This window comes from Delftia sp. (genome assembly GCF_059499305.1).
The window spans coordinates 279,237-303,967 of the sequence record NZ_JCABYI010000004.1 but is presented as its reverse complement, the minus strand read 5'-3'; the positions used below and the strand labels follow the sequence as shown (position 1 = coordinate 303,967).

Sequence of the window (24,731 nt, the reverse complement as noted above, 5' to 3'; positions counted from 1 at the left end):
CGATGGGCATCAGGCGATGCACATCAGTCGGCGGTGGCCTCTTTGGGCTCGGCCGGCTCGGAAGCCGGGTCCTGCTTGGGCTGGGGCGTGATGTCGAGCTTGACTTCGCCCTTGTCGGCATCGTCGGCGTCGGCCACCCAGTCCACTTCCAGGCGGCCACCGTCGACCAGCTGCCCGAACAGCAGTTCGTCGGCCAGCGAGCGCCGGATGGTGTCCTGGATCAGGCGCTGCATGGGACGGGCGCCCATGAGCGGATCGAAGCCCTTCCTGGCCAGGTGCTTGCGCAGCGCATCGGTGAAGGTGACCTCCACGCGCTTTTCGGCCAGTTGCTGCTCCAGCTGCAGCAGGAACTTGTCGACCACGCGCAGGATGACCTGCTCGTCCAGCGGCTTGAAGCTGACGATGGCGTCCAGACGGTTGCGGAACTCCGGCGTGAACAGGCGCTTGATGTCGCCCATTTCGTCGCCGGCCTGGCGCGGGTTGGTGAAGCCGATCGAGGCCTTGTTGATGGTCTCTGCACCCGCGTTCGTGGTCATGATGAGGATCACGTTGCGGAAGTCGGCCTTGCGCCCGTTGTTGTCCGTCAGCGTGCCGTGGTCCATGACCTGCAGCAGCACGTTGAAGATGTCCGGATGTGCCTTCTCGATTTCGTCGAGCAGCAGCACCGAATGCGGCTTCTTGGTCACGGCCTCGGTCAGCAGGCCGCCCTGGTCAAAGCCCACATAGCCCGGAGGCGCGCCGATCAGGCGGCTGACGGCATGGCGCTCCATGTACTCCGACATGTCGAAGCGGATCAGGTCCACGCCGAGGATGTAGGCCAGCTGCTTGGCAGCTTCCGTCTTGCCCACGCCGGTGGGGCCCGAGAACAGGAAGGAGCCGATCGGCTTGTCCGGCTTGCCCAGGCCCGAGCGCGCCATCTTGACCGAGGAGGCCAGCGCTTCCAGCGCCTTGTCCTGGCCGAAGACCACGCTCTTGAGGTCGCGCTCCAGCGTCTGCAGCTTGCTGCGGTCGTCGTTGGACACGTTGGCAGGCGGAATGCGCGCGATCTTGGCCACGATGGCCTCGATCTCGGCCTTGTCGATGGTCTGCTTGCGCTGCTCCACCGGAATGATGCGCTGCGCGGCGCCGGCCTCGTCGATCACGTCGATGGCCTTGTCGGGCAGGTGGCGGTCATTGATGTACTTGGCCGACAACTCGGCCGCAGCCTGCAGGGCGGCGGCGGCGTACTGCACGCTGTGGTGCTCCTCGAAGCGCGACTTCAGGCCCTTGAGGATGTCAACGGTCTCGGCCACCGTGGGCTCGACCACATCCACCTTCTGGAAGCGCCGCGACAGGGCCGCGTCCTTCTCGAAGATGCCGCGGTACTCGGTGAACGTGGTGGCGCCGATGCACTTGAGCTGGCCGCTGGACAGCGCCGGCTTGAGCAGGTTGGACGCGTCCAGCGTGCCGCCCGAAGCGGCGCCCGCGCCGATCAGCGTGTGAATCTCGTCGATGAACAGGATGGCGTTGGGCTTGTCCTTCAGCGACTTGAGCACGCCCTTGAGGCGCTGCTCGAAATCGCCACGGTACTTGGTGCCTGCCAGCAGCGCGCCCATGTCCAGCGAATAGACCACGGCCTCGGTCAGCACCTCGGGCACCTTGCCTTCGGTGATGCGCCAGGCCAGGCCCTCGGCGATCGCGGTCTTGCCCACGCCGGCCTCGCCGACCAGCAGCGGGTTGTTCTTGCGGCGGCGGCACAGGATCTGGATGGTGCGCTCGACCTCGTAGTCGCGCCCGATCAGCGGATCGATCTTGCCGTCCTTGGCCGCCTGGTTGAGGTTCAGCGTGAACTGCTCCAGGGGCGAGGCCTTTTCGTTGCGCTCGCCACCGGCGCCCTCTTCGGACTCCGCAGGGTTTTCGGCCTTGGCGGGCTCGGGCGGTTCGCCCTTCTTGATGCCGTGGGCAATGAAATTGACCACGTCGAGGCGCGTCACGCCCTGCTGGTGCAGGTAGTAGACGGCGTGCGAATCCTTCTCGCCGAAGATGGCCACGAGCACGTTGGCGCCCGTGACTTCCTTCTTGCCGTTGCCGGTCGATTGCACATGCATGATGGCGCGCTGAATCACACGCTGGAAACCCAGCGTGGGCTGCGTGTCCACTTCGTCGGTGCCCGCGACCTGGGGCGTGTTGTCCTTGATGAAGTTGGACAGGGCCGAGCGCAGGTCATCGATGTTGGCTGAGCAGGCGCGCAGCACTTCCGCTGCACTGGGGTTGTCCAGCAGGGCCAGCAGCAGGTGTTCCACGGTGATGAACTCGTGGCGCTGCTGGCGTGCTTCGACAAAGGCCATGTGCAAGCTGACTTCCAGTTCCTGGGCGATCATTGATGACTCCTTTTCGCTTGCTGGGGATTATTGACTGCAACCATAAATCAGGGCGGCCCGGGTTTATTCAACAGGCTCGAACATGGCCTGCAACGGATGGCCCGCTTTCTGGGCGGCCTGCAGCACCTGCTCGACCTTGGTGGCCGCCACATCGCGCGAGTACACGCCGCAGACGCCGCGGCCGTCGAGATGGATCTTGAGCATGATCTGGGTGGCCGTTTCGCGGTCCTTACCGAAGAGTTCCTGCAGGACGATGATGACGAATTCCATGGGCGTGAAGTCATCGTTGAGCATCACGACCTGGTACATCTGCGGCGGCTGCACGCGCTGGCGCCGCCGCTCCAGCACCACGGCGCCGTCGTCATCGGACACGGGCCGCACTGTGGGAATGGCAGGAGGGGTCGAAGGGGGTTGGGTTGCCATGAAAATCATTCTAGCCATCGGAGCCACTGTTTTCCGGAAGGGATATGCGAGGCGTGCCTGAAGAATTCAAGCGCGGCGCCTGCCCGGGCTGGCCAGCACGCACCAAAGCAGTGCCTGCTTGCCGCCACCGGGCGCTGCGCCACCTTGCGCGTCATTCGTAGACCACCTTGACCTGGGCGCTGCCCGCCTGGGCATACCAGGCGGCCAGGGCCGCGTCGCTGGGATAGAAGCGGCTGCCGTCGCCCAGGGCCAGCTCGCAGCTGGCCGAGCCGCGCTCGTCCTCGCAGACCAGTCCCAGGCGCACCTTCATGCCGCGCTGCAGCTCGCCATGCTCGCCCTGCTCCACCACGGCGGGGAACTGGCGCAGCAGGCCGACCACGTCGGGCATCTTCTCGCCCACGCTGACCTGCAGGTAGCGTGCGAAACGGCAGCGCGCATCGGCCAGGTTGAACAGCCGCTGTGCCTTCATGCGCAGGCCACCGCTGAAGTGGTCCAGCTGCAGGCGCCCGGTGATGACGACGAATTCGTCGTCCTTGAGCAGATCGCGATAGGTATTGAGCGTGTTCTCGTCCACCGAGGCCTCGATCACGCCCGAGCCGTCATCGATCTTGAACAGGCCCAGCCGCCCGCGCTGGCCGTTGATGGCGCGGAAGTCGCTGATGATGCCGGCCAGGGTCTGGGGCTCGCGGCTGTCGCGCAGCTCGGCCAGCGGCGTGCGCACGAAGCGGCGCACCTCCTTTTCGACCTCGTCGAACAGATGGCCCGACAGGTAAAAGCCCACGGCGGTCTTTTCCTGGGTCAGCCTCTCCTTCACGCCCCAGGGCAAGGCATCGGCCAGGGGCGGCTCCTGGGTGCTGGAGCCCACGGCGTCCTCGCCCATCATGTCGAACAGCCCGCCCTGGTTGGCATTGGCCAGCGTCTTGTTGGCGAACTCGAAGGCATGGTCGATGGAGGCCACCAGGGCCGCGCGGTTCAGTTCGATGGCATCGAAGGCACCTCCCTTGATCAGGGCTTCCAGCGTGCGCTTGTTCAGGCGCGTGCGGTCCACGCGCACGCAGAAGTCGGCCAGGCTCTTGAACGGCCCCTTGTCGGCGCCGCGCGGGCCCACGCCGCGGCCTTCACGGGCCGCGATGATGGCCTCGATGGCCTGCTGGCCCGTGCCCTTGATGGCACCCAGGCCATAGCGTATGACCTTGTCGGTGACGGGCTCGAAGCGGTACATGCCGCGGTTGACATCCGGCGGCTCGAAGCTGATGCCCATCTTGAGCGCGTCTTCGTACAGCACCTTGAGCTTGTCGGTGTTGTCCATTTCCACGGTCATGTTCCCGCAGTAGAACTCGGCCGTGTAGTGCACCTTCAGCCAGGCCGTGTGATAGGCCAGCAGCGAGTAGGCGGCGGCGTGCGACTTGTTGAAGCCGTAGCCCGCGAACTTCTCCATCAGGTCGAAGACCTCGTCGGCCTTTTCCTCGCTGATGCCCTGCTTGGCCGCGCCCTCGCGGAAGATCCCGCGGTGCATGACCATTTCCTCGACCTTCTTCTTGCCCATGGCACGGCGCAAGAGGTCGGCGCCGCCCAGCGAGTAGCCGCCCAGCACCTGGGCGGTCTGCATCACCTGCTCCTGGTAGACCATGATCCCGTAGGTTTCGGCCAGCACCTTTTCGACCAGCGGATGCGGATACTCCACCACTTCCTTGCCGTGCTTGCGCGCCACGAAGCTGGGAATCAGGTCCATGGGTCCCGGGCGGTACAGGGCGTTCAGTGCGATCAGGTCTTCCAGCCGGCTGGGCTTGGCGTCGCGCAGCATGCCCTGCATGCCGCGCGATTCAAACTGGAACACGGCCTCGGTCTTGCCCTCGGAAAACAGCTGGTAGGTGCGCGCATCGTCCAGCGGGATGTTCTCGAATGCGAAGTTCTCCTGGCCCTTGTGGCGCTTGATGATGAACTCGCGCGCGATCTCCAGGATGGTCAGCGTGGCCAGGCCCAGAAAGTCGAACTTCACCAGGCCCACGGCCTCCACATCGTCCTTGTCGTACATGGCCACGGCCGAGTCGCTGCCCGGCTGCTGGTACAGCGGGCAGAAATCGGCCAGCTTGCCCGGGGCAATCACCACGCCGCCCGCGTGCATGCCAATGTTGCGTGTCATGCCTTCGAGCTTCTGGGCCATTTCAATCAGTGTCTTGACGTCTTCTTCTTTGTCGATGCGCTCGGCCAGCATGGGCTCGGCCTCGATGGCGTAGGTGTACTTGTCGCCCTCCTTCTTCGGATTGGGCGGGTACTTGAGCGTGACGTGCAGGCCAGGCTTGTTGGGAATGAGCTTGGAGATGCCGTCGCAGAAGGTGTAGCTCATGTCCAGCACGCGGCCCACGTCGCGGATGGCCGCGCGCGCGGCCATGGTGCCGAAGGTGGCGATCTGGCTGACGGCGTCGCGGCCGTACAGCTGCTTCACATAGTCGATGACGCGGTCGCGGTTGGCCTGGCAGAAGTCCACGTCGAAGTCGGGCATGGACACACGCTCGGGATTGAGGAAACGCTCGAACAGCAGGTTGTATTCCAGCGGGTCCAGGTCCGTGATCTTGAGCACGTAGGCCACCAGCGAGCCGGCGCCCGATCCGCGGCCCGGACCCACGGGACAGCCGTTGAGCTTGGCCCACTTGATGAAGTCACCCACGATGAGGAAGTAGCCCGGAAAGCCCATCTTGAGGATGGTGCCGATCTCGAACTCCAGTCGCTCGACATAGCGCTCGCGCTGGGCCTCGCGCTTGGCGGGGTCGGGATAGAGATGGACCAGGCGTTCCTCCAGTCCCGCAAAGGACTCCTGGCGGAAGAACTCGTCCATGGTCATGCCTTCGGGCACGGGGAAGTTGGGCAGCTGCGGCTTGCCCAGCACCAGCGTCAGGCTGCAGCGACGCGCGATTTCCACGGTGTTGGCGATGGCGCTGGGAATGTCGGCGAACAGCGCCTGCATCTGCGCGACGGTCTTGAAATGCTGGTCGCGCGTGAAGCGGCGCACACGCTTGGGGTTGGCCAGGATCTCGCCCTCGGCGATGCACACGCGCGCCTCGTGCGCTTCGTAGTCGTCGGGACCGAAGAACTGTATGGGGTGCGTGGCGACCACGGGCAGGTTCAGGCGATCGGCCAGTTGCACGGCGGCCAGCACATGGGCTTCGTCGTCAGGCCGGCCTGCGCGCTGCAGCTCGATGAAGAAGCGGTGCGGGAACATGCTCGCCAGCCGCTGGGCGACGGCTGCTGCGCCGGCCTCGTCACCGCGCATCAGTGCCTGGCCCACCGGGCCGGCCTGGGCGCCGGCCAGCACGATCAGGCCTTCGCCCAGCTCCTGCAGCCAGGCCCATGTGTGCACGGCCTGGCCCTTGACCACATTGCGGGTCCAGCCCCGGGCCAGCAGCTCGGACAGGTTGTGGTAGCCCAGCGGGCTTTGCACCAGCACGATGATGCGCGAGATCGCGGCGCCGTTTTCGCCCTCGATCTGGATTTCCGCGCCCAGCACGGGCTTGACGCCCTTGGCCCGGCCTTCGCGATAGAACTTGACGCCGCCAAACAGGTTGTTGAAGTCTGTGACGGCCAGTGCGACCTGCCCATCCTCGGCGGCGGCCTTGACGATGGCGTTGATGCGGTTGGTTCCGTCCACGACGGAAAATTCGGTGTGCAGGCGCAAATGGACAAACATATGGGCGCCATTGTAGAAAGCTCCGCAAGGCCGGGACCCGTTCGCGGCCATGCTTTGCCGCCGCCCCCGCCTGCGGGGCGGGCATCGCAGGCCGTTACAATGCCTCGGCCCGGTTGCGGGAAAATCAGGCTTCATGCGGCCCCTCAGCGCGGCCCGCGTCCCTGCCCGCCAACCCTCTCACCGCCCTTCGATTGCCCGAGAAACGTCCACCATGCAGCGTATTCCCCTGTCCATCGTTCCCGCCGTGCTGGTCGCAGGCGTCCTGACAGCCTGCTCCAGTACGCAACAAGACCCTACTGCCAAGTGGACCCCGGACCGCATCTATACCGAGGCGCGCGACGAAGCCGCGTCCGGTGCGTTCGACAAGGCCGTTCCGCTGTTCGAGAAGCTCGAAGGCCGTGCCGCCGGCACGCCCCTGGCCCAGCAGGCCCAGCTCGACAAGGCCTATGCCCAGTACAAGAGCGGCGACAAGGTCCAGGCCACGGCCACGCTGGACCGTTTCCTGAAGCTGCACCCGGCCAGCCCCGCCACCGACTACGCCCTGTACCTCAAGGGCCTGGTCAACTTCAATGACAACCTGGGCATGTTCTCCTGGCTGTCGCGCCAGGATCTGTCCGAGCGCGACCAGAAGGCCGCCAAGGACTCCTTCGAGTCATTCCGCGAGCTGGTGACGCGCTTCCCCGAGTCGCGCTACGCCGAAGACTCGCGGCTGCGCATGCAGTACATCGTCAACTCGCTGGCGCAGTACGAAGTCCACGTGGCCCGCTACTACTACGGACGCGGCGCCTACGTGGCCGCCATCGCACGTGCGCAGACCGCCGTCAAGGACTACCAGGGCGTGCCCGCCGTGCGCGAGGCCATGCAGATCCTGGTGAACTCATACGATGCACTGGGCATGACCCAGCTGCGTGACGATGCGCAGCGCGTGCTGACCGCCTCGTACGGCCAGGACTCCGACAAGGACGTCACGGCAAAGCAGAAGTCGTGGTGGAAACTGTGGTGACCTGCGGCGCAGGCTGCGCCAGCGCCTGCAGGGCCTGAACAAAGGCCGCCTCGTCCTCCAGAGTCCGCATGGGCGGCAGCGCAGCGCGCAGCCGCCGCCCATAACCCTTGGCGGTCAATCTGGGATCGCAGACCACAAGCACGCCGCGATCCGTCTCGCGCCGGATCAGGCGCCCGGCGCCCTGCTTGAGCGCCATCGCGGCCTCGGGCAGCATGTAGTCGGCAAAGGCCTGCCGGCCCACGGATTCCAGACTGCGCGAACGCGCCTCGACCAGCGGATCGTCGGGCGGCGGAAACGGCAGCTTGTCGATGACCACCAGCTGCAGCGCATCGCCAGGCAGGTCCACCCCTTCCCAGAAAGTGGCCGATGCCACGAGAATGCAGCCGCGCCCCGCGCTGGCGCCCTTGCCTTCGCCCGCTGCAACAAAGCGCTCGATCAAGGTCAGCTTGGGCGCCTGCCCCTGGACCAGCACATCGAGTTCACCGAACAGCCCCAGCGACTGCTGCAGCGTGTCGCCTATGGCGTGCAGGGCACGCAGCGTGGTGGTCAGCACCAGGGTGCGGCCGCCCAGGCGCTGGGCCGCATCCAGCGCCAGGCGTGCCACCTCGGCGCTGTGGGCCGGGCTTCCTGCCTCGGCAAAAGGCCACGGCACATAAAGCGCCGCCTGCCGCGCATAGTCGAAGGGGCTGTCCACGCGCAGCACCTGGGCCTCTCGCAGTCCGCAGGGCTCGGTGAACCAACTCAGCCGCTCGTCGTCGCCCAGCGTGGCAGAGGTGAAGATCCAGGCGGTGCCCGCTGGCGGCTCGTACGGGGCGGTGGGTGCGTTTTCCTGCGGCTCGGCGTCTTGCCCGCTTCCTTCCTGATGCTCTTGCTCTTGCGCTTGCGTCGGACCCAGCAGCCGCGTGCGCATGATGTGTGCAATGGTCAGCGGAGACTCCAGCATGCGCATCTGCTGGCTGCCCAATTCCAGCCAGCGCACCGTGTCTTGCACGGCCGCCGCCGCGAAGGTGGCCAGGCGCCGCAGCAGTTCGCTGCCGCGCTCGAGCAGCCTGCGCAGTTCGGGATCGCTGACCTGCAATTGCACCAGCGGCTCCACCAGCGCCCGCAGGCTGCGCCCCAGCGTGACCAGGGCCGTGCGCCAGCTCTGGGCGTCCAGTCCCTGCGGCGTCACGCCCTGCCAGGACAGACGTCCGCCCACAGGGGGCTTGCCTGCGGCCAGGCGCAGCTCGCGCAGTGCCTGCTCCACACGGGCCGAGAGCATCATCCAGTCGGCCATGCCGCGTGCCAGTTCCTGGCCGGCACGCAGCACATCGCGGGCATAGCCCGTCAATTGCTGGCCCGACAGGCTCAGGCCAGCGAACTGCACGCCGGTGTCGTTGAGCTGGTGGGCCTCGTCCACCACCACCACGCCCGCGCTGGGCAGCAGTTGGGCCACACCCGAATCGCGCACGTCGAGGTCGGCAAACATCAGATGGTGGTTGATGACCACCACGTCGGCGTCCAGCGCGGTGCGGCGGGCCACGTTGACATGGCAGTCCTGCCAATGCGGGCAGTCCGAGCCCAGGCAGTTGTCGCGCGTGGAGGTGACCAGGGGCAGCGCGGGCGAGCGCTCGTCCAGCGCGGGCAGCTCGCCCAGGTCACCTGTGCGCGTGGTGCGCGCCCAGCGCTCGACCAGGGCCACGCTGCGCAGCACCTGCGGGTCCTGCGGCGCCGTGCGGCCCTGGCGCACGCGCTCCAGCCGCTCCAGGCACAGGTAGGCGCTGCGCCCCTTGAGGCGCGCCATGCGCAGCGGCATGCCCAGGGCGGCCACCAGACGCGGCAGATCCCGTGCGAACAATTGGTCCTGCAGCGCACGCGTGGCCGTGGACACCAGCACGCGCTGGCCGCTGAGCAGGGCCGGCACCAGATAGGCATAGGTCTTGCCCACGCCCGTGCCGGCCTCCACGACCAGGGTCTGGCGCTCTTCGATGGCCTGGGCCACGGCCAGGGCCATGCGGGTCTGGCCTTCACGCGGCAGGAACTGCGCCTCGGCGCGCGACAGCAGGCCTTGCGGGGCGAAGGCCGCCTGCACGGCGGCGGTCAGGGAATGCACAGGACAGGTCCGGTTGTTGAAAAAGACAGCGCCACGGGAGCCGGGCGAGCCGGCACCGGGGGCAGCGCTCCGATAATATGCGCCATGCCACTGGTGTGCCCATCCGCCGCCCCAAGAGCCCACCAAACCAGAGACCATGCAGCCAGCGTACCGACTCCAAGCCGCCACAGGCATCCATCGCGGTGACAGGCAATACCAGCAAGACCAGGTGATGCTCATGGCCCACCCGTATGTCCACGGCTGCCTGCTGGGCGTTCTGGCCGACGGCATGGGCGGGCGCAGCGGCGGGCGCAAGGCCTCCGACCAGGTCATGCTCACGGCGCGCCAGCTGTTCGAGCGCTTCGAGCCGGGCAAGGAGGACTGCACAGCGCTGCTGGAGAGCATCGTGCGCGAGTCGCACACGGTGATCCGTCTGACCGCCATTTCGGCCGAGCAGGAGCCGCACAGCACCATCGCCGCCTTCGTCCTGCTGCCCCAGGGCCGCTGCCACTGGGTGCATTCGGGCGATTCGCGCATCTACCACTACCAGGACGCGACCATGGTCCACCGCACCAAGGACCATTCCTATGTGCAGTCGCTGGTGGACCGGGGAGAGCTCACCGAATTCGAGGCCCACGTGCACCCCAAGTCCAACATCCTGCTGGGCTGCCTGGGCACCGAGGCCGAACCGCCCATGAGCCACCATGTGATCGAGCGCGTGTATCCGGGCACCACCCTCATGGCCTGCAGCGATGGCGTCTGGCACTACTACACGGCCGAGGAACTGGGCACCGTGCTCAACGCGCTCACTCCGCGCGAGGCCACGGAGTTCCTCATCGACAAGGCCCGCGTGCGCGCCCAGGGCGGGGGCGACAACCTGTCCTTGGTGGTGCTCAAGCTCGAGGCGCTGGAGTCGGCCCAGACGGCTTGAACCGGGGTTGGAGCATCCAGGCCCTCACGCCAGCCCCCCACCCGGTTGGCCTGTTGGCGCGTGGCAGAGAAAAAAAGGATCAGGGAGCAGGCGGCGCCGGCAGCGGCGCAGCCTGGGGACCGCGCTCGCGGGCCGCTTCGGCGGCACGGGCCTTGCGCTCGGCCGCTTCCTTCTGCTTGGCTTCGAACTGCGCACGCGATGCCGCGCGCCGCTCCTGCTCCTGGGCGGACTGGCGCTGCTCCATCTGGGCCTGCCGTTCGCGCTGGTGGCTGGCCTGCTGGGCGGCGCGCTGCTGCGCCTCCTGGGCGCGCTGCGCGCGCAGGGCCTGGGTATCGCGCTGCACGGCCGGCGGCCGTTCCTTGGCCTCCATGGTGGAGGCTGCCTTCTGCGCCTTCTTGGCCTCGATGTCTTCCAGGCGCTGGACGGCGCGCTCCTTGCGCTCCTCGTCGTTGATCTGAAGCTCGCGTTCGCGCAGCGGACGATCCTGCTCACGGGCCTCTTCGCGCGCCTGCTTGAGGCAGTCTTCCACGGCAAAGCGCTGGTAGCACTCGGACTCCAGGGCCGTGCGCCGGCGCTCGATGACGGCGCGCTGGGCTGCGATGTCGGCACGCGCGGCCTTGCGTTCGGCCTGGGCCTGCCTGGCCGCCTGGCCAGGCTCCCGCGCGGCATCGGCCGCCACGGCCGGGCCCGCCAAGGCCAGGCAGGCCAGCGCGGCGCCCAAAGGAACGGGCAGTTTCTTCACAAGGGCAAAAGCAGAGGTGGGCAGTTTCAGCATGTACAGGTCCGGCAAACGACGCCAGGCGCGGCCACCTGCCTCAGGTCAGGCTGGTATCCACCACGCGGCGCTCCAGCGCCAGGAATTCCTTGGACTGCATCTCGTTCAGGCGCGAGACGGTGCGGGGGAACTCATGGGCCAGCGGGCCCTCAGTGTAAAGCTGCTCGGGCGGCACGGCGGCCGAGATGACCAGCTTGACCCTGCGGTCGTACAGCACGTCCACCAGCCAGGTGAAGCGCCGCGCGGGCGACGCCATGTTGACCGGCATATAGGGCACGTCGGACAGCAGCACGGTGTGGAACTGGCTTGCGATCTCCAGGTAGTCGTTCTGCGAGCGCGGGCCGCCGCACAGCTCGCGGAAGTCGAACCAGACCACGCCACCGGCGCGGCGGCGCGCACGGATCTCGCGCGCCTCGATGTGCAGCACCGGGTCCTCGTCCTTGACCTCGGCCAGCTTGTCGAAGGTCTCGGTCATGGCCGCATCGGCCTCGGCACCCAGCGGCGTGTGGTAGAGCCTGGCGTTTTCCAGCGTGCGGCGGCGGTAGTCCGTGCCGTTGTCCACGTTGACGACTTCCATGCGCTCGTTGAGCAGGTCGATGGCCGGCAGGATGCGGTCGCGGTGCAGGCCGCCCGGGTACAGCTCGTCGGGCTTGAAGTTGGAGGTGGTGACAAAGCCCACGCCGTTGGCGAACAGCGACACCAGCAGCCGGTGCAGGATCATCGCGTCCGTGATGTCGGCCACGTGGAATTCATCGAAGCAGATCAGCTTGTACTTCTTGGAGATGCGCGCACCCAGCACGTCCAGCGGGTTCTGGGTGCCCTGCAGCACGGCGAGTTCACGGTGGACCTCGCGCATGAATTCATGGAAATGCAGGCGCACCTTGCGCCTGAGCGGCACGGCGTTGAAGAAGCAGTCCATGAGAAAGCTCTTGCCGCGCCCCACCCCGCCGTACATGTAGACGCCACGGGGGATCTCGGGATGGTTGATGAGCTTCTTGAAGGCGTTGGAGCGGCGCTGGCGGTAGACCGTCCAGTCGTCGGCACAGCGCTGCAGCGCCTCGACGGCGCGCAGTTGCGCAGGATCACTGTGAAAGCCCTTGGCTACCAGTTCGGCCTCGTAGGCCTCTCGCACTGAAACGCTCATGCAGCATCAACCATTTGCTATGTATTCAGAAGCTGAAAGCGCTTGCAGAGCAAGCGCTTTCAGGTCTCGGATTGGCTAGATGGCTAGCCTGGCACTCAGAAGTTCAGCGTACGCTTGTCGACTGCCAGGGCAGCCTCCTTGGTGGCTTCGGACAGCGAGGGGTGGGCATGGCAGATGCGGGCGATGTCTTCGCTCGATGCCTTGAACTCCATGGCAACCACGGCTTCGGAGATCAGCTCCGAGACCATGGGGCCGACCATGTGCACGCCCAGGATCTCGTCGGTTTCGGCATCGGCCAGGAACTTGACCATGCCGGTGGTGTCGCCCAGGGCGCGCGCACGGCCGTTGGCCAGGAAGGGGAAGGTGCCGGCCTTGTACTTGACGCCCTGCTCCTTCAGCTGCTGCTCGGTGCGGCCCACCCAGGCGATTTCGGGGCTGGTGTAGATCACCCAGGGAATGGTGCCGAAGTTCACATGGCCATGCTGGCCGGCGATGCGCTCGGCCACGGCCACGGCCTCTTCCTCGGCCTTGTGCGCCAGCATCGGGCCGCGCACCACGTCGCCCACGGCCCAGACGCCGGGCAGGCTGGTCTTGCAGTCGTCATCGACCACGATGCAGCCGCGCTCGTCCAGGGCCAGGCCCACCGCCTCGGCATTGAGGCCGGCGGTGTTGGCCGTGCGGCCAATGGAGATGATGAGCTTGTCAGCCTCCAGCGCCTGGGCTTCACCCTTGGCGTTGGTGTAGGCGATGGACACGCCCTTCTTGCCGGACTTGACTTCGCCGATCTTCACGCCCAGCTCGATCTTCAGGCCCTGCTTGTCGAATGCCTTCTTGGCTTCCTTGGCGATTTGCTCATCCACGGCGGGCAGGAACTTGTCCATGCCTTCGAGCACGATGACTTCGGTGCCAAGACGGCGCCAGACCGAGCCCATTTCCAGGCCGATCACGCCGGCGCCGATCAGCGCCAGCTTCTTGGGGGCCTTGCCCAGGCGCAGGGCGCCGTCGTTGGAGAGGATGTTTTCCTCGTCAAAGGGCACGCCGGGCAGAGCGCGGGCGTTGGAGCCGGTGGCCACCACGATCTGCTTGCCCGTCAGCACTTCCTCTTCCTTGCCGGCGACCTTGATCTCGTAGCCGCCTTCGACGGCCTTGACGAAGGAGCCACGGCCGTGGAAGAACGTGACCTTGTTCTTCTTGAACAGGTACAGGATGCCGTCGTTGTTCTGCTTCACGACCGCATCCTTGCGGGCGATCATCTTGGCCACGTCCATCTCGACCTTGCCGGTGGAGATGCCATGGTCGGCAAAGTGCAGGTTGGCGTGCTCGAAGTGCTCGGACGACTGCAGCAGGGCCTTGGAGGGAATGCAGCCCACGTTGGTGCAGGTGCCGCCCGGAGCGGCGCCGCCGGCGGCGTTCTTCCACTCGTCGATACAGGCCACGTTGAAGCCCAGTTGCGCGGCACGGATGGCGGCGATGTAGCCGCCAGGGCCCGCGCCGATGACGATGACGTCGAATTGCTTGCTCATTTCAGGAATCTCTTGTCTGTGATGCATGAAAAAACCCACCGCAGGGCGCGCGGCCAAGGGTGGGTTTTCGTCGTGTCGAACCCTGTGGAATTACAGGTCGAACAGCAGGCGCGAAGGATCTTCCAGCGCGTCCTTCATGGCCACCAGGCCCAGCACGGCTTCGCGGCCGTCGATGATGCGGTGGTCATAGGACATGGCCAGATAGTTCATCGGGCGCACCACGACCTGGCCGTTCTCGACCATGGCACGGTCCTTGGTGGCGTGCACGCCCAGGATGGCCGACTGGGGCGGGTTGATGATGGGGGTGGACATCATCGAGCCGAAGGTGCCGCCATTGGAGATGGAGAAGGTGCCGCCGGTCATTTCTTCAATGCCCAGCTTGCCTTCGGCAGCCTTCTTGCCGAATTCGGCAATCTTCTTTTCGATGTCGGCGAAGCTCATCTGGTCTGCATTGCGCAGGATGGGCACCACCAGGCCACGGGGCGAACCCACGGCGATACCGATGTCGAAGTAGCCGTGGTAGACGATGTCGTTGCCGTCCACGGATGCGTTGAGCACCGGGTACTTCTTCAGGGCGTGCACGGCCGCCTTGACGAAGAAGGACATGAAGCCCAGCTTGGTGCCGTGTTCCTTGGTGAAGGCGTCCTGGAACTTCTTGCGCAGATCCATCACCGGGGCCATGTTCACTTCGTTGAACGTGGTCAGGATGGCGTTGGTGGACTGCGACTGCAGCAGACGCTCGGCCACGCGGGCACGCAGGCGGCTCATGGGCACGCGCTGCTCGGGACGGCCGCTGAGGTCTTCCTTGGCGGACGGAGCCGACACCTGGGGCAGCGCCTTGGTGGGCACGCCGGTGGGAATGACGGCAGCGGTGGACTGCACGCCGCCCTTGATGGCGGCCAGCGCGTCACCCTTGGTCACGCGGCCATCCTTGCCGGAGCCAGCCACGCCGGCGGCCGACAGGTTGTTTTCGGCCAGCAGCTTGGCAGCGGCGGGCATGGCGACATCGCCCTTGCTGCCGCCAGTGGCAGCAGCAGCGGCGGGAGCAGCAGCAGGCGCTGCGGCAGCGGGAGCGGCGGCTGCGGCAGGAGCGGCAGCGGCCACACCGGCCACGCCTTCGGTGTCGATCTTGGCGATCAGTTGCTCGGCCACCACGGTGGCGCCGTCACCTTGCACGATCTCGGCCAGCACGCCAGCGGCGGGCGCGGGCACTTCGAGCACGACCTTGTCGGTTTCGATCTCGATGAGGATCTCATCGACTGCAACCGCTTCGCCGGCCTTCTTCTTCCAGGTCAGCATGGTGGCCTCAGCGATGGACTCGGACAGCTGGGGAACTTTGACTTCAACGATAGCCATTTGTGATTCTTTCCAAAAGTGTTCTGTACTGATACGTAACGGGTGGGGGCTGCCTTACTTGTTCAGGACAAAACCCTTGAGCTTGGAGAACGCGCCTTCCACCAGGGCCTTTTGCTGCTCCTGGTGCAGGTGGGCGTAACCCACGGCGGGCGATGCCGAGGCAGCGCGGCCGGAGTAGCCCAGCTTCTGGCCATCGAGCATGTTCTCGTGGATGTAGTGCTGCACGAAGAACCAGGCGCCCTGGTTCTGCGGCTCGTCCTGGCACCAGACGATGTCGGTGGCGTTGCCGAACTTCTTCAGTTCAGCAGCGAAAGCCTTGTGCGGGAAGGGGTACAGCTGCTCGACGCGGATGATGGCGACGTCCTTGCTTTCCTTCTCGGTGCGCTTCTTGACCAGGTCGTAGTAGACCTTGCCGGAGCATGCGATCACGCGCTTGACCTTGGCCGCGTTCTTCACGACGGCTTCGTCCTGCTCGGGGATCACGGTCTGGAAACCGCCGCTGGTGAACTCGGACAGCGGCGAGGTGGCGTCCTTGTTGCGCAGCAGCGACTTGGGGGTCATGATGACCAGCGGCTTGCGCAGCGGGCGCACCATCTGGCGGCGCAGCACGTGGAAGATCTGGCTGGCCGTGGTCGGCTGCACGATCTGCATGTTGGCGTCGGCGGCCAGCTGCATGAAGCGCTCCAGGCGGGCCGAGCTGTGCTCGGGGCCCTGGCCTTCGTAGCCGTGCGGCAGCATCAGCGTCAGGCCGTTGATGCGGCCCCACTTGACTTCACCGGAGGCGATGAACTGGTCGATCACGACCTGGGCGCCGTTGGCGAAGTCGCCGAACTGGGCTTCCCAGATCACCAGGGTGTTGGGGTCGTTCGACGCATAGCCGTACTCGAAGCCCAGCACGGCTTCTTCGGACAGGATGGAGTCGATGACGGTGAACGGAGCCTGGCTGTCGGCCACGTTCTGCAGCGGGATGTAGGTGCCTTCGCTCCACTTCTCGCGCTTTTGGTCATGGATGACCGAGTGGCGATGCGTGAAGGTGCCGCGGCCGCAGTCCTCGCCCGACAGGCGCACGGGGTAGCCCGATGCGACCAGCGATGCGAAGGCCATGTGCTCGCCCATGCCCCAGTCCACGTTGACTTCGCCGCGGCCCATGGCTGCGCGGTCGTCATAGACCTTCTTGACCAGCGCGTGCGGCGTCACGGTCTCGGGGATGGTGGTGATGCGTTCGGCCAGGCGCTTCCATTCCGTCAGCGGGATGGCGGTGTCGCCGGCGTCCGTCCAGGTCTTGCCCAGGAACGGGCTCCAGTCCACGGCGTACTTGCTCTTGAAGTTGGTCAGCACCGGGTCCACGGTGTGGCGGCCTTCGTCCATGGCGGCGCGGTAGGCCTTGGCCATGTCGTCGCCCAGCGATTCGCCCAGGCCCTGTGCGGCCAGCTTGTCGGCGTACAGCTTGCGGGTGCCGGGGTGGGCGCCGATCTTCTTGTACATCAGCGGCTGGGTCAGCGCGGGGGTGTCCTGCTCGTTGTGGCCCAGCTTGCGGAAGCAGACGATGTCCACGACCACGTCCTTGGAGAATTCCATGCGGAACTCCAGGGCCAGCTGCACGGCCAGCGCCACGGCTTCCGGATCATCGCCGTTGACGTGCAGCACGGGCGACTCGATCATCTTGACGATGTCGGTGCAGTACAGCGTGGAGCGGGTGTCGCGCGGATCGGAGGTGGTGAAGCCGATCTGGTTGTTGATGATGATGTGCACCGTGCCGCCCGTGGTGTAGCCACGGGTCTGGGCCAGCGCCAGGGTTTCCTGGTTCACGCCCTGGCCGGCGAAGGCTGCATCGCCGTGCACCAGCACGGGCAGCACCTGCTTGCCGTGCGGGTCGTCGCGGCGGTCCATGCGCGAGCGCACCGAGCCTTCGACCACGGGGTTGACGATTTCCAGGTGCGAGGGGTTGAAGGCCAGCGACAGGTGGACGGGGCCGCCTGCGGTGGACACGTCGGAGCTGAAGCCCTGGTGGTACTTCACGTCACCGGCGGGCAGGTCCTCGGGGGCAGTGTGGTCGAACTCGGCGAACAGGTCCTTGGGCATCTTGCCCAGGGTGTTGACCAGCACGTTCAGGCGGCCGCGGTGGGCCATGCCGATCACGACTTCCTGCACGCCCTTCTGGCCGGCAGCGTTGATCAGCTCGTCCATGGCGACGATGAAGCTCTCGCCACCTTCCAGCGAGAAGCGCTTTTGGCCGACGTACTTGGTGTGCAGGTAGCGTTCCAGGCCTTCGGCAGCCGTCAGGCGGTCGAGGATGCGCTTTTTCCGGCTGGCATCAAAGCTGGGCTTGGTACGGCTGGTTTCCAGCTTTTGCTGCCACCAGCGCTTTTGCGTCTGGTCCGTGGCATACATGTACTCGGAGCCGATGGTGCCGCAGTAGGTTTCGCGCAGAGCGTTCATCAGCTCGCGCAGGGACATGCTTTCCTTGCCGAAGAAGGTGTTGCTCGTGTTGAACACCGTTTCCTGGTCGGCATCGGTGAAGCCGTAGAACGACGGCTCCAGCTCGGGAATTTCGGGGCGCTCGGTGCGCTTGAGGGGGTCCAGATCGGCCCAGCGTGCGCCGACATTGCGGTAGGCGGCGATCAGTTGCTGGACGGCGGTGCGCTTGCGGCCCAGCTCGGAGTCGGCGCCGGAGGCCACGACCACCTTGGTGCCGCCTTGCTTGGCGCGCTCGGCGAAAGCGTTGATGACGGGCTGGTGCGGAACGTCCTTGGCGTCGGTGCCATCGACTGCGGGCACATGTTGCAGTGCATCAAAGTACTCGCGCCAGGAATCCGGCACGCTACCGGGATTGGCCAGGTAGTTTTCGTACATTTCTTCGACGTAGGGGGCATTGCCGCCGAAGAGGTAGGTATTGCCTTGGTAGGCTTGGTAGACCGACGTCTGATCGCTCATATTGCGCTGACCTCAGCCTCCCTGAGGGAGGCATTAGCTGGTTTGTGGAACCTTCCGCGACACGGCTGTACCGATTGGCGGATGCGACTGTGGCTGGGGAAGGGCCTGGTTGCGACCGCCATTGTGCCACCGTTCAAACATCGCAGCAGGGCAGTTACCAAGTGATTACCTGAACTCTCCGGGAGTTCCCGCAGTCGCGTACATTGGCGCATCTTCCGAACGGACCGCCAGATGAACCTGCTGCCCCTACACAAACGCACTTTCATGCTGCTGCTGATTGCGGCAACCATAGGCTTCGGTGCCGTGCTCTGGGAGTTCATGGGGGCCATCTTCTGGGGCGTCGCCCTGGCCATCCTGTTTTCGCCGCTGCACCGGCGCCTGCTGGCGCGCATGCCACGGCGCACCAACCTTGCCGCCCTGTCCACCCTGCTGCTGTGCCTGGTGGTGGCCATCCTGCCGCTGGCGCTGATCGGCGCCTCGCTGGTGCGCGAGGCCTCGTTGATCTATGAGCGCGTCAACAGCGGCAACCTGGATGCAGGCACCTATGTGCAACAGATCATGGACGCCCTGCCCTCCTGGGTCACACCCTGGCTGGAGCGGTTGCACCTGGGTTCGCTGGCCGAGCTGCAGGACAAGCTGTCCAGCATCGCCATGCAGGCCTCCAAGCTGGCCGCCACCAAGGCGCTGGGCATAGGCCAGAACACCTTCGGGTTTCTGGTCGGCTTCTGCGTGATGCTGTACCTGCTGTTCTTCCTGCTGCGTGACGGCCGCGACCTGACACAGCGCATCCGCATGGCCATCCCGCTGCAGTCCGATCACAAGGCCGAGCTGTCGAGCAAGTTCACCACCGTGATCCGCGCCACCGTCAAGGGCAACCTGGCCGTGGCGGCCGCCCAGGGCGCGCTGGGCGGGCTGATCTTCTGGATTCTGGGCATCCAGGGACCCGTGCTGTGGGGCGTGGTGATGGCGTTCCTGTCGCTGCTGCCCGCCGTGGGCGCCGGCCTGATCTGGGCACCGGTGGCCATCTACTTCCTGGCCACCGGTGACATGGGCAAGGGCCTGATCCTGATCGCCTACGGCGTGCTGGTGATCGGACTGGTGGACAACGTGCTGCGCCCGCTGCTGGTGGGCAAGGACACCAAGATGCCCGACTACATCGTGCTGATCTCGACACTGGGCGGCATGGCTCTCTTCGGACTGACGGGTTTTGTGATAGGACCCGTGATCGCGGCGCTGTTCATGGCAATCTGGGACATGTTCACGCGCATGCAGCTGCAGGATGAGGAAAGGCGCCGCCAAATGGCCCAATCGGTGAACCCATCGGTGAACAAGACGGGTTTGGCGCATGCTGAATATCAGACGTCGGATGATCTGGGCCTCAAGCATGCCCCGCGCGATCCAGGCCCGCCGGCACGCTGATCCACCCCGGCCTCCGCTCCCGGGGGAGGCCAAAAACCCCATTCGGCAATTCAATCGACGCAAATGGTTCGCATTCACCCAATAGACTGTATTGATCGATGCCATTCAGCCAGCCAATGAATACCGGATTGATATAAAACAAAATATCCGAAGCCTTCAAACCAGATAATCAATTCAACTGATGAATCAGCCGGACACCGGGCCGGCAAGCCCCGCGCAGCAAGGTGCAGCGGGGAGGCCGCGCATGAATGCCGCACAGGCCGACTCGGGATTAAGGGTTATTTCCCGGATTGTTTTCGGGGTGCACTCGTAGAATTTGCTTACAAGCGTCAATTTCTATTAGAAGGTACCCCACATGGTCCAATTCTCCAGACGCCAGTTCATGAAAGTGACTGGTTCGACTCTGGCCGGATCCAGCCTGGCGTTGATGGGCTTCTCGCCCACGGCCGCCCTGGCTGAAGTGCGCCAGTTCAAGCTGGCCGCCACCACGGTCACCCGCCAGACCTGCACCTACTGTTCGGTAGGCTGCGGCATCCTGATGTATTCGCTGAGCGATGGCGTCAAGAACGCCAAGCTGTCGGTGATCCACGTCGAGGGAGATCCCGACCACCCCGTCAACCGCGGAACGCTGTGCCCCAAGGGCGCATCGCTGCTGGACTTCGTCCACAGCCCGCACCGCCTGAAGTATCCCGAGTACCGCGCGCCCGGCTCCACCGAGTGGAAGCGCATGTCCTGGGATGAGGCGCTGACCCGCATCACCAAGCTGCTCAAGGACGACCGCGACGCGAACTTCGTCGAGCAAAACGACAAGGGCCAGACGGTGAACCGCTGGCTGACCACCGGCATGCTGGCCGCCTCGGCCTCCAGCAACGAAGCCGGCTACGTCACACACAAGGTGGCCCGCTCCTGGGGCCTGCTCGCACTCGATAACCAAGCACGTGTCTGACACGGCCCGACGGTGGCAGGTCTTGCCCCGACGTTTGGCCGTGGAGCGATGACGAACCATTGGGTCGACATCAAGAACGCGGACGTTATCCTGATCATGGGCGGCAATGCCGCTGAAGCACATCCCTGCGGTTTCAAGTGGGTGACCGAAGCGAAGGAGCACAACGGTGCGCACTTCATGGTGGTCGATCCGCGCTTCAACCGCTCCGCCTCCGTGGCCGATTTCTACGCCCCCATCCGGTCGGGCTCGGACATCGTGTTCCTGGGTGGCGTGATCAACTATCTGCTGACGAACGACAAGATCCATCACGAATACGTGAGGAACTACACCGACTTCTCGTACATCGTGAAGGAGGAGTTTGCGTTCGACGAGGGCATCTTCTCGGGCTACGACCCGCAGACCCGCAAGTACGACAAGTCCAGCTGGGACTATGAACTCGACGCCGACGGCTACGTGAAGGTGGACGCCAGCCTGCAGCATCCGCGCTGCGTGTACCAATGGCTCAAGCGCCACTACGCCAGCTATACGCCCGAGAAGGTGGAGAGCGCCTGCGGCACGCCCAAGGAAAAATTCCTGCATGTGTGCGAGAAGCTGGCCTCGACGGCAGTGCCGGGCCGCGCCGCAACCATCCTGTACGCACTGGGCTGGACACAGCACACCACGGGTGCGCAGATCCTGCGCACGGGCGCCATGGTGCAGCTTCTGCTGGGCAACATCGGCGTGGCCGGCGGCGGCATGAATGCGCTGCGCGGGCACTCCAACATCCAGGGCCTGACGGACCTGGGGATTCTGTCTGCCTCGCTGCCAGGCTATCTGACGCTGCCCAACGAAGGCGAGCAGGACTACCAGAAGTACATCGACGCGCGCACGCCCAAGGCCATGCGCCCGGGCCAGATGAACTACTGGTCGAACACGCCCAAGTTCCACGTGAGCCTGATGAAGGCCTGGTGGGGACCGGCGGCCACGGCCGAGAACAACTGGGCCTTCAACTACCTGCCCAAGCTGGACAAGCAGTACGACATGCTGCAGGTGTTCGACATGATGGCGCAGGGCAAGATCAACGGCTACATCGCCCAGGGCTTCAACCCGCTGGCGGCTCTTGCGAACAGCAACAATGTGCGCGAAGGCCTCAAGAAGCTGAAGTTCCTGGTGATCATGGACCCGCTGGTCACCGAAACGTCGGAGTTCTGGAAGAACCACGGCGAGTTCAACGACGTGGATTCGGCATCCATCCAGACCGAGGTGTTCCGCCTGCCCACGACCTGCTTTGCCGAGGAAGACGGCGCCGTCGTCAGTTCCTCGCGCGTGCTGCAGTGGCACTGGAAGGCGGCCGAGCCCCCGGGCGAAGCCAAGACCGACATCGCCATCATGTCGGCCCTGCACCTGCGCCTGAAGCAGGCCTATGAGAAGGACGGCGGCAAGTTCCCCGAGCCGATCACCAAGCTGTGGTGGCCGTATGCCCATGCCGATCATCCGACTTCGGAAGAGATCGCCAAGGAGTACAACGGCCGCGCGCTGGTGGACCTGTTCGACCCCAAGGACCCGACCAAGCTCATCCGCAAGGCCGGCGAGCAGCTCGCCGGCTTCGGCGAGATGCGCGACGACGGCACGACGATGGGCGGCTGCTGGATCTGGGCTGGCTGCTGGACCTCGTCCGGCAACCAGATGGCCCGACGCGACAACAGCGACCCTACGGGCATAGGCAATACGCTGAACTGGGCCTGGGCCTGGCCGGCCAACCGCCGCGTGCTCTACAACCGTGCCTCGTGCGACCGCAACGGCCAGCCGTTCAATCCCCAGCGCACGCTGATCCGCTGGAACGGCAAGGCCTGGGGCGGCGCCGACGTGCCCGACATGGGTCCGACCATGCCGCCGGAGACCACCGATCCGTTCATCATGAACCCCGAGGGCGTGGCGCGCTTCTTCGCCCGCAAGGGCATGAACGAGGGACCGTTCCCCACCCACTACGAGGCCTTCGACAACCCGCTGGGATACAACCCCATGTATCCCGACAACAAGCTGGCTGTCATCAACCCGGCCGCCCGCATCTTCGACTCCGCCAAGGATTCGGCAGGCTCGCCCAGCGAGTTCCCGCATGTGGGCACGACGTACCGCCTGACCGAGCACTTCCACTATTGGACCAAGCACGTTCAGTTGAACAACATCGTTCAGCCCGAGCAGTTCGTGGAAATCGGCGAGGCGCTGGCCAAGGAACTGGGCATCGAGACGGGCCAGCATGTGAAGGTCAGCTCCAAGCGCGGCTTCGTCAAGGCGGCCGCCGTGGTGACCAAGCGCATCAAGCCCATGAAGATCGATGGCAAGACCATCCACCACGTGGGCGTGCCCATTCACTGGGGCTTCTCGTCGACGGGCCGCAAGGGCTACATGGCCAACAACCTGACGGCATCGGTGGGCGATGGCAACAGCCTTACCCCGGAATCCAAGACCTTCCTCGTGAAGGTGGAAAAGGTTTAAGGAGCAGCTGATGTCATCAACCATGTCTCTCGATATCAAGCGTCGCTCGGCGACGACGACGCCTGCTCCCAGTGCGCGCGAAACGCACAGCGGCGAGGTGGCCAAGCTCATCGATGTCTCCAAGTGCATCGGGTGCAAGGCCTGCCAGACCGCCTGCATGGAGTGGAACGACCTGCGCGACGAAATCGGAACCTGTGCGGCCGGCGTCTATGACAACCCGACCGATCTGACGGATCAGTCGTGGACCGTCATGCGCTTTACCGAGTACGAGAACGAAGCGACCGGCAACCTGGAGTGGCTGATCCGCAAGGACGGCTGCATGCACTGCGAGGACCCGGGCTGCCTGAAGGCCTGCCCCTCGCCGGGCGCCATCGTGCAGTACAGCAACGGCATCGTGGACTTCCAGCAGGACCAGTGCGTGGGCTGCGGCTACTGCGTCACGGGCTGCCCGTTCAACATTCCGCGCATCTCCAAGAAGGACCACAAGGCCTACAAGTGCACGCTGTGCTCGGACCGCGTGGCCGTCGGCCGGGAGCCTGCCTGTGTCAAGACCTGCCCCACCGGCGCCATCATGTTCGGCACCAAGGAGGCGATGAAGGACCAGGCCGAGCACCGCATCGGCGACCTCAAGCGGCGCGGCTATGCCGAGGCCGGCCTCTATGACCCGCAGGGCGTGGGCGGCACCCATGTGATGTACGTGCTGCATCACGCGGACAAGCCTTCGCTGTACAAGGGCCTGCCCGACGACCCGAAGATCAGCCCCATGGTGTCCCTGTGGAAGGGCGTGGCCAAGCCATTGGCCATGGCCGCGCTGGGCGCAGCTGCCGTCGGCAGCCTGTTCCACTACATCACCAAGGGCCCGAACGACGTGTCCAAGGAACTGGAAGACGAAATGGACCGCAAGGACCAGGAAGCCGCTGAAAAGGAGGCCCGCCGATGAAACGCAACCCACGTGACCTGGTGCGCTACAACGCATCGGAGCGTGCCAACCACTGGGTGGTCGGCATCTGCTTCATCCTGCTGGCGCTGTCGGGCCTGGCGTTCTTCCACCCGGCCTTCTTCCCGCTCACGCAGCTGTTCGGCGGCGGGCCGTGGACACGCATCCTGCACCCCTACATCGGGGTGGTGATGGCGCTGTTCTTCATCATCATGGCGCTGCGCTTCTGGCGCCTGAACGTGGTCGAGCCGCGCGACATCGAGTGGCTCAAGAACGTCAACAAGATGATCGACGGCGACGACCACGACATGCCCGAGCAGGGCAAGTACAACGGCGGCCAGAAGCTGCTGTTCTGGGGCCTGGTCATCGGCATGCTGGCGATCACCGTGACCGGCGCGCTCATGTGGCGCGCCTGGTGGACGCTGCCCGTCAACGTGGTGCGCGCCGCCTCGGTGGTGCACGCCATCGCGGGCGTGTGGATGATCGGCCTGATCATCATGCACGTGTACGCGGCCATCTGGACCCGGGGCACCATCCGCGCCATGCTGTACGGCACGGTGACACGGGCCTGGGCCAAGCAGCACCACCGGGGGTGGTATCGCAAGATGACCGGTGATAATGACTGACACCCCCTGAGCGGCTTACGCCGCTTCCCCCTCTCTACTCGCTGCGCGAGGGAGGGGGACGGCACCCTCGGTGCGGGACGGCCCTTCCTCGGTGCCCCTCGCCTTGGGCCGCGCCAGTTTTCA

At 65.4% G+C, this 24,731-nt stretch carries 15 protein-coding genes; 6 read left to right on the top strand and 9 right to left on the bottom strand.

Annotated features, from left to right (window positions below; genetic code table 11):
* Positions 1-23: 23 nt before the first annotated feature.
* The 3 genes from clpA to dnaE form a co-directional block, all read right to left on the bottom strand.
* Complete coding sequence (clpA, locus tag AC5I49_RS03200; protein ID WP_017404789.1) at positions 24-2,360, bottom strand: ATP-dependent Clp protease ATP-binding subunit ClpA; 2,337 nt, start codon at positions 2,358-2,360, stop codon at positions 24-26.
* A 63-nt stretch (positions 2,361-2,423) separates the two neighbouring features.
* On the bottom strand, positions 2,424-2,801 hold the full coding sequence (clpS, locus tag AC5I49_RS03195) for an ATP-dependent Clp protease adapter ClpS (protein ID WP_016454840.1): 378 nt from the start codon (positions 2,799-2,801) through the stop codon (positions 2,424-2,426).
* Positions 2,802-2,934: 133 nt separating this feature from the next.
* Positions 2,935-6,468: a DNA polymerase III subunit alpha gene (gene dnaE, locus AC5I49_RS03190; RefSeq protein WP_495788825.1), complete on the bottom strand. Its 3,534-nt coding sequence runs from the start codon at positions 6,466-6,468 to the stop codon at positions 2,935-2,937.
* Between the two features lie 211 nt (positions 6,469-6,679).
* Between dnaE and AC5I49_RS03185 the strand changes: the two genes are divergently transcribed.
* Positions 6,680-7,471, top strand: a complete 792-nt coding sequence (locus AC5I49_RS03185) for an outer membrane protein assembly factor BamD (RefSeq protein WP_016454842.1) — start codon at positions 6,680-6,682, stop codon at positions 7,469-7,471.
* Here AC5I49_RS03185 and yoaA read toward each other — a convergent pair.
* A complete protein-coding gene (gene yoaA / locus AC5I49_RS03180; protein ID WP_495788824.1) occupies positions 7,434-9,563 on the bottom strand; it encodes a DNA repair helicase YoaA in 2,130 nt (709 codons plus the stop codon). The genes AC5I49_RS03185 and yoaA overlap by 38 nt on opposite strands.
* A 136-nt stretch (positions 9,564-9,699) precedes the next feature.
* On the opposite strand from yoaA, the gene AC5I49_RS03175 reads away from it, so the two are divergent.
* Positions 9,700-10,473 carry a PP2C family protein-serine/threonine phosphatase gene (locus AC5I49_RS03175; protein ID WP_026062214.1) on the top strand — a complete coding sequence of 258 codons (774 nt, stop codon included), beginning with the start codon at positions 9,700-9,702 and terminating at the stop codon, positions 10,471-10,473.
* A 79-nt stretch (positions 10,474-10,552) separates the two neighbouring features.
* Here the strand turns inward: AC5I49_RS03175 and AC5I49_RS03170 are convergent, their stop codons facing one another.
* The 5 genes from AC5I49_RS03170 to AC5I49_RS03150 all read right to left on the bottom strand — a co-directional run bounded on the left by AC5I49_RS03170 (position 10,553) and on the right by AC5I49_RS03150 (position 18,205).
* Positions 10,553-11,248, bottom strand: a complete 696-nt coding sequence (locus tag AC5I49_RS03170; protein ID WP_016454844.1) for a hypothetical protein — start codon at positions 11,246-11,248, stop codon at positions 10,553-10,555.
* Between the two features lie 40 nt (positions 11,249-11,288).
* Complete coding sequence (zapE, locus tag AC5I49_RS03165; protein WP_016446859.1) at positions 11,289-12,392, bottom strand: cell division protein ZapE; 1,104 nt, start codon at positions 12,390-12,392, stop codon at positions 11,289-11,291.
* 95 nt (positions 12,393-12,487) lie between these two features.
* Positions 12,488-13,915 (bottom strand): dihydrolipoyl dehydrogenase, encoded by a 1,428-nt coding sequence (gene lpdA, locus AC5I49_RS03160; protein ID WP_016446858.1) that lies wholly within the window; start codon positions 13,913-13,915, stop codon positions 12,488-12,490.
* Positions 13,916-14,005: 90 nt separating this feature from the next.
* Entirely contained in the window at positions 14,006-15,271 is a 1,266-nt protein-coding gene (odhB, locus tag AC5I49_RS03155) for a 2-oxoglutarate dehydrogenase complex dihydrolipoyllysine-residue succinyltransferase (RefSeq protein ID WP_495788823.1), read from the bottom strand.
* Positions 15,272-15,325: 54 nt separating this feature from the next.
* Positions 15,326-18,205 carry a 2-oxoglutarate dehydrogenase E1 component gene (locus AC5I49_RS03150; protein ID WP_016446856.1) on the bottom strand — a complete coding sequence of 960 codons (2,880 nt, stop codon included), beginning with the start codon at positions 18,203-18,205 and terminating at the stop codon, positions 15,326-15,328.
* A 231-nt stretch (positions 18,206-18,436) separates the two neighbouring features.
* Between AC5I49_RS03150 and AC5I49_RS03145 the strand changes: the two genes are divergently transcribed.
* The 4 genes from AC5I49_RS03145 to AC5I49_RS03130 all read left to right on the top strand — a co-directional run bounded on the left by AC5I49_RS03145 (position 18,437) and on the right by AC5I49_RS03130 (position 24,608).
* A complete protein-coding gene (locus AC5I49_RS03145) occupies positions 18,437-19,624 on the top strand; it encodes an AI-2E family transporter (protein WP_047327725.1) in 1,188 nt (395 codons plus the stop codon).
* A gap of 355 nt (positions 19,625-19,979) precedes the next feature.
* A complete protein-coding gene (gene fdnG, locus AC5I49_RS03140) occupies positions 19,980-23,045 on the top strand; it encodes a formate dehydrogenase-N subunit alpha (RefSeq protein ID WP_080650104.1) in 3,066 nt (1,021 codons plus the stop codon).
* A 10-nt stretch (positions 23,046-23,055) separates the two neighbouring features.
* Entirely contained in the window at positions 23,056-23,985 is a 930-nt protein-coding gene (gene fdxH / locus AC5I49_RS03135; protein ID WP_012205325.1) for a formate dehydrogenase subunit beta, read from the top strand.
* On the top strand, positions 23,982-24,608 hold the full coding sequence (locus AC5I49_RS03130) for a formate dehydrogenase subunit gamma (protein ID WP_012205324.1): 627 nt from the start codon (positions 23,982-23,984) through the stop codon (positions 24,606-24,608). The genes fdxH and AC5I49_RS03130 overlap by 4 nt, the downstream gene beginning before the upstream one ends.
* Positions 24,609-24,731: the final 123 nt, after the last annotated feature.

Excerpts from the sequence above, each read along its gene's own strand:
- dnaE (WP_495788825.1), bottom strand. The coding sequence starts at position 6,468 with ATGTTTGTCCATTTGCGCCTGCACACCGAATTTTCCGTCGTGGACGGA.
- odhB (WP_495788823.1), bottom strand. The coding sequence starts at position 15,271 with ATGGCTATCGTTGAAGTCAAAGTTCCCCAGCTGTCCGAGTCCATCGCT.
- AC5I49_RS03170 (WP_016454844.1), bottom strand. The coding sequence starts at position 11,248 with ATGCTGAAACTGCCCACCTCTGCTTTTGCCCTTGTGAAGAAACTGCCC.
- lpdA (WP_016446858.1), bottom strand. The coding sequence starts at position 13,915 with ATGAGCAAGCAATTCGACGTCATCGTCATCGGCGCGGGCCCTGGCGGC.
- AC5I49_RS03150 (WP_016446856.1), bottom strand. The coding sequence starts at position 18,205 with ATGAGCGATCAGACGTCGGTCTACCAAGCCTACCAAGGCAATACCTAC.
- AC5I49_RS03185 (WP_016454842.1), top strand. The coding sequence starts at position 6,680 with ATGCAGCGTATTCCCCTGTCCATCGTTCCCGCCGTGCTGGTCGCAGGC.
- AC5I49_RS03175 (WP_026062214.1), top strand. The coding sequence starts at position 9,700 with ATGCAGCCAGCGTACCGACTCCAAGCCGCCACAGGCATCCATCGCGGT.
- clpA (WP_017404789.1), bottom strand. The coding sequence starts at position 2,360 with ATGATCGCCCAGGAACTGGAAGTCAGCTTGCACATGGCCTTTGTCGAA.
- clpS (WP_016454840.1), bottom strand. The coding sequence starts at position 2,801 with ATGGCTAGAATGATTTTCATGGCAACCCAACCCCCTTCGACCCCTCCT.
- AC5I49_RS03145 (WP_047327725.1), top strand. The coding sequence starts at position 18,437 with ATGAACCTGCTGCCCCTACACAAACGCACTTTCATGCTGCTGCTGATT.
- zapE (WP_016446859.1), bottom strand. The coding sequence starts at position 12,392 with ATGAGCGTTTCAGTGCGAGAGGCCTACGAGGCCGAACTGGTAGCCAAG.
- AC5I49_RS03130 (WP_012205324.1), top strand. The coding sequence starts at position 23,982 with ATGAAACGCAACCCACGTGACCTGGTGCGCTACAACGCATCGGAGCGT.
- fdxH (WP_012205325.1), top strand. The coding sequence starts at position 23,056 with ATGTCATCAACCATGTCTCTCGATATCAAGCGTCGCTCGGCGACGACG.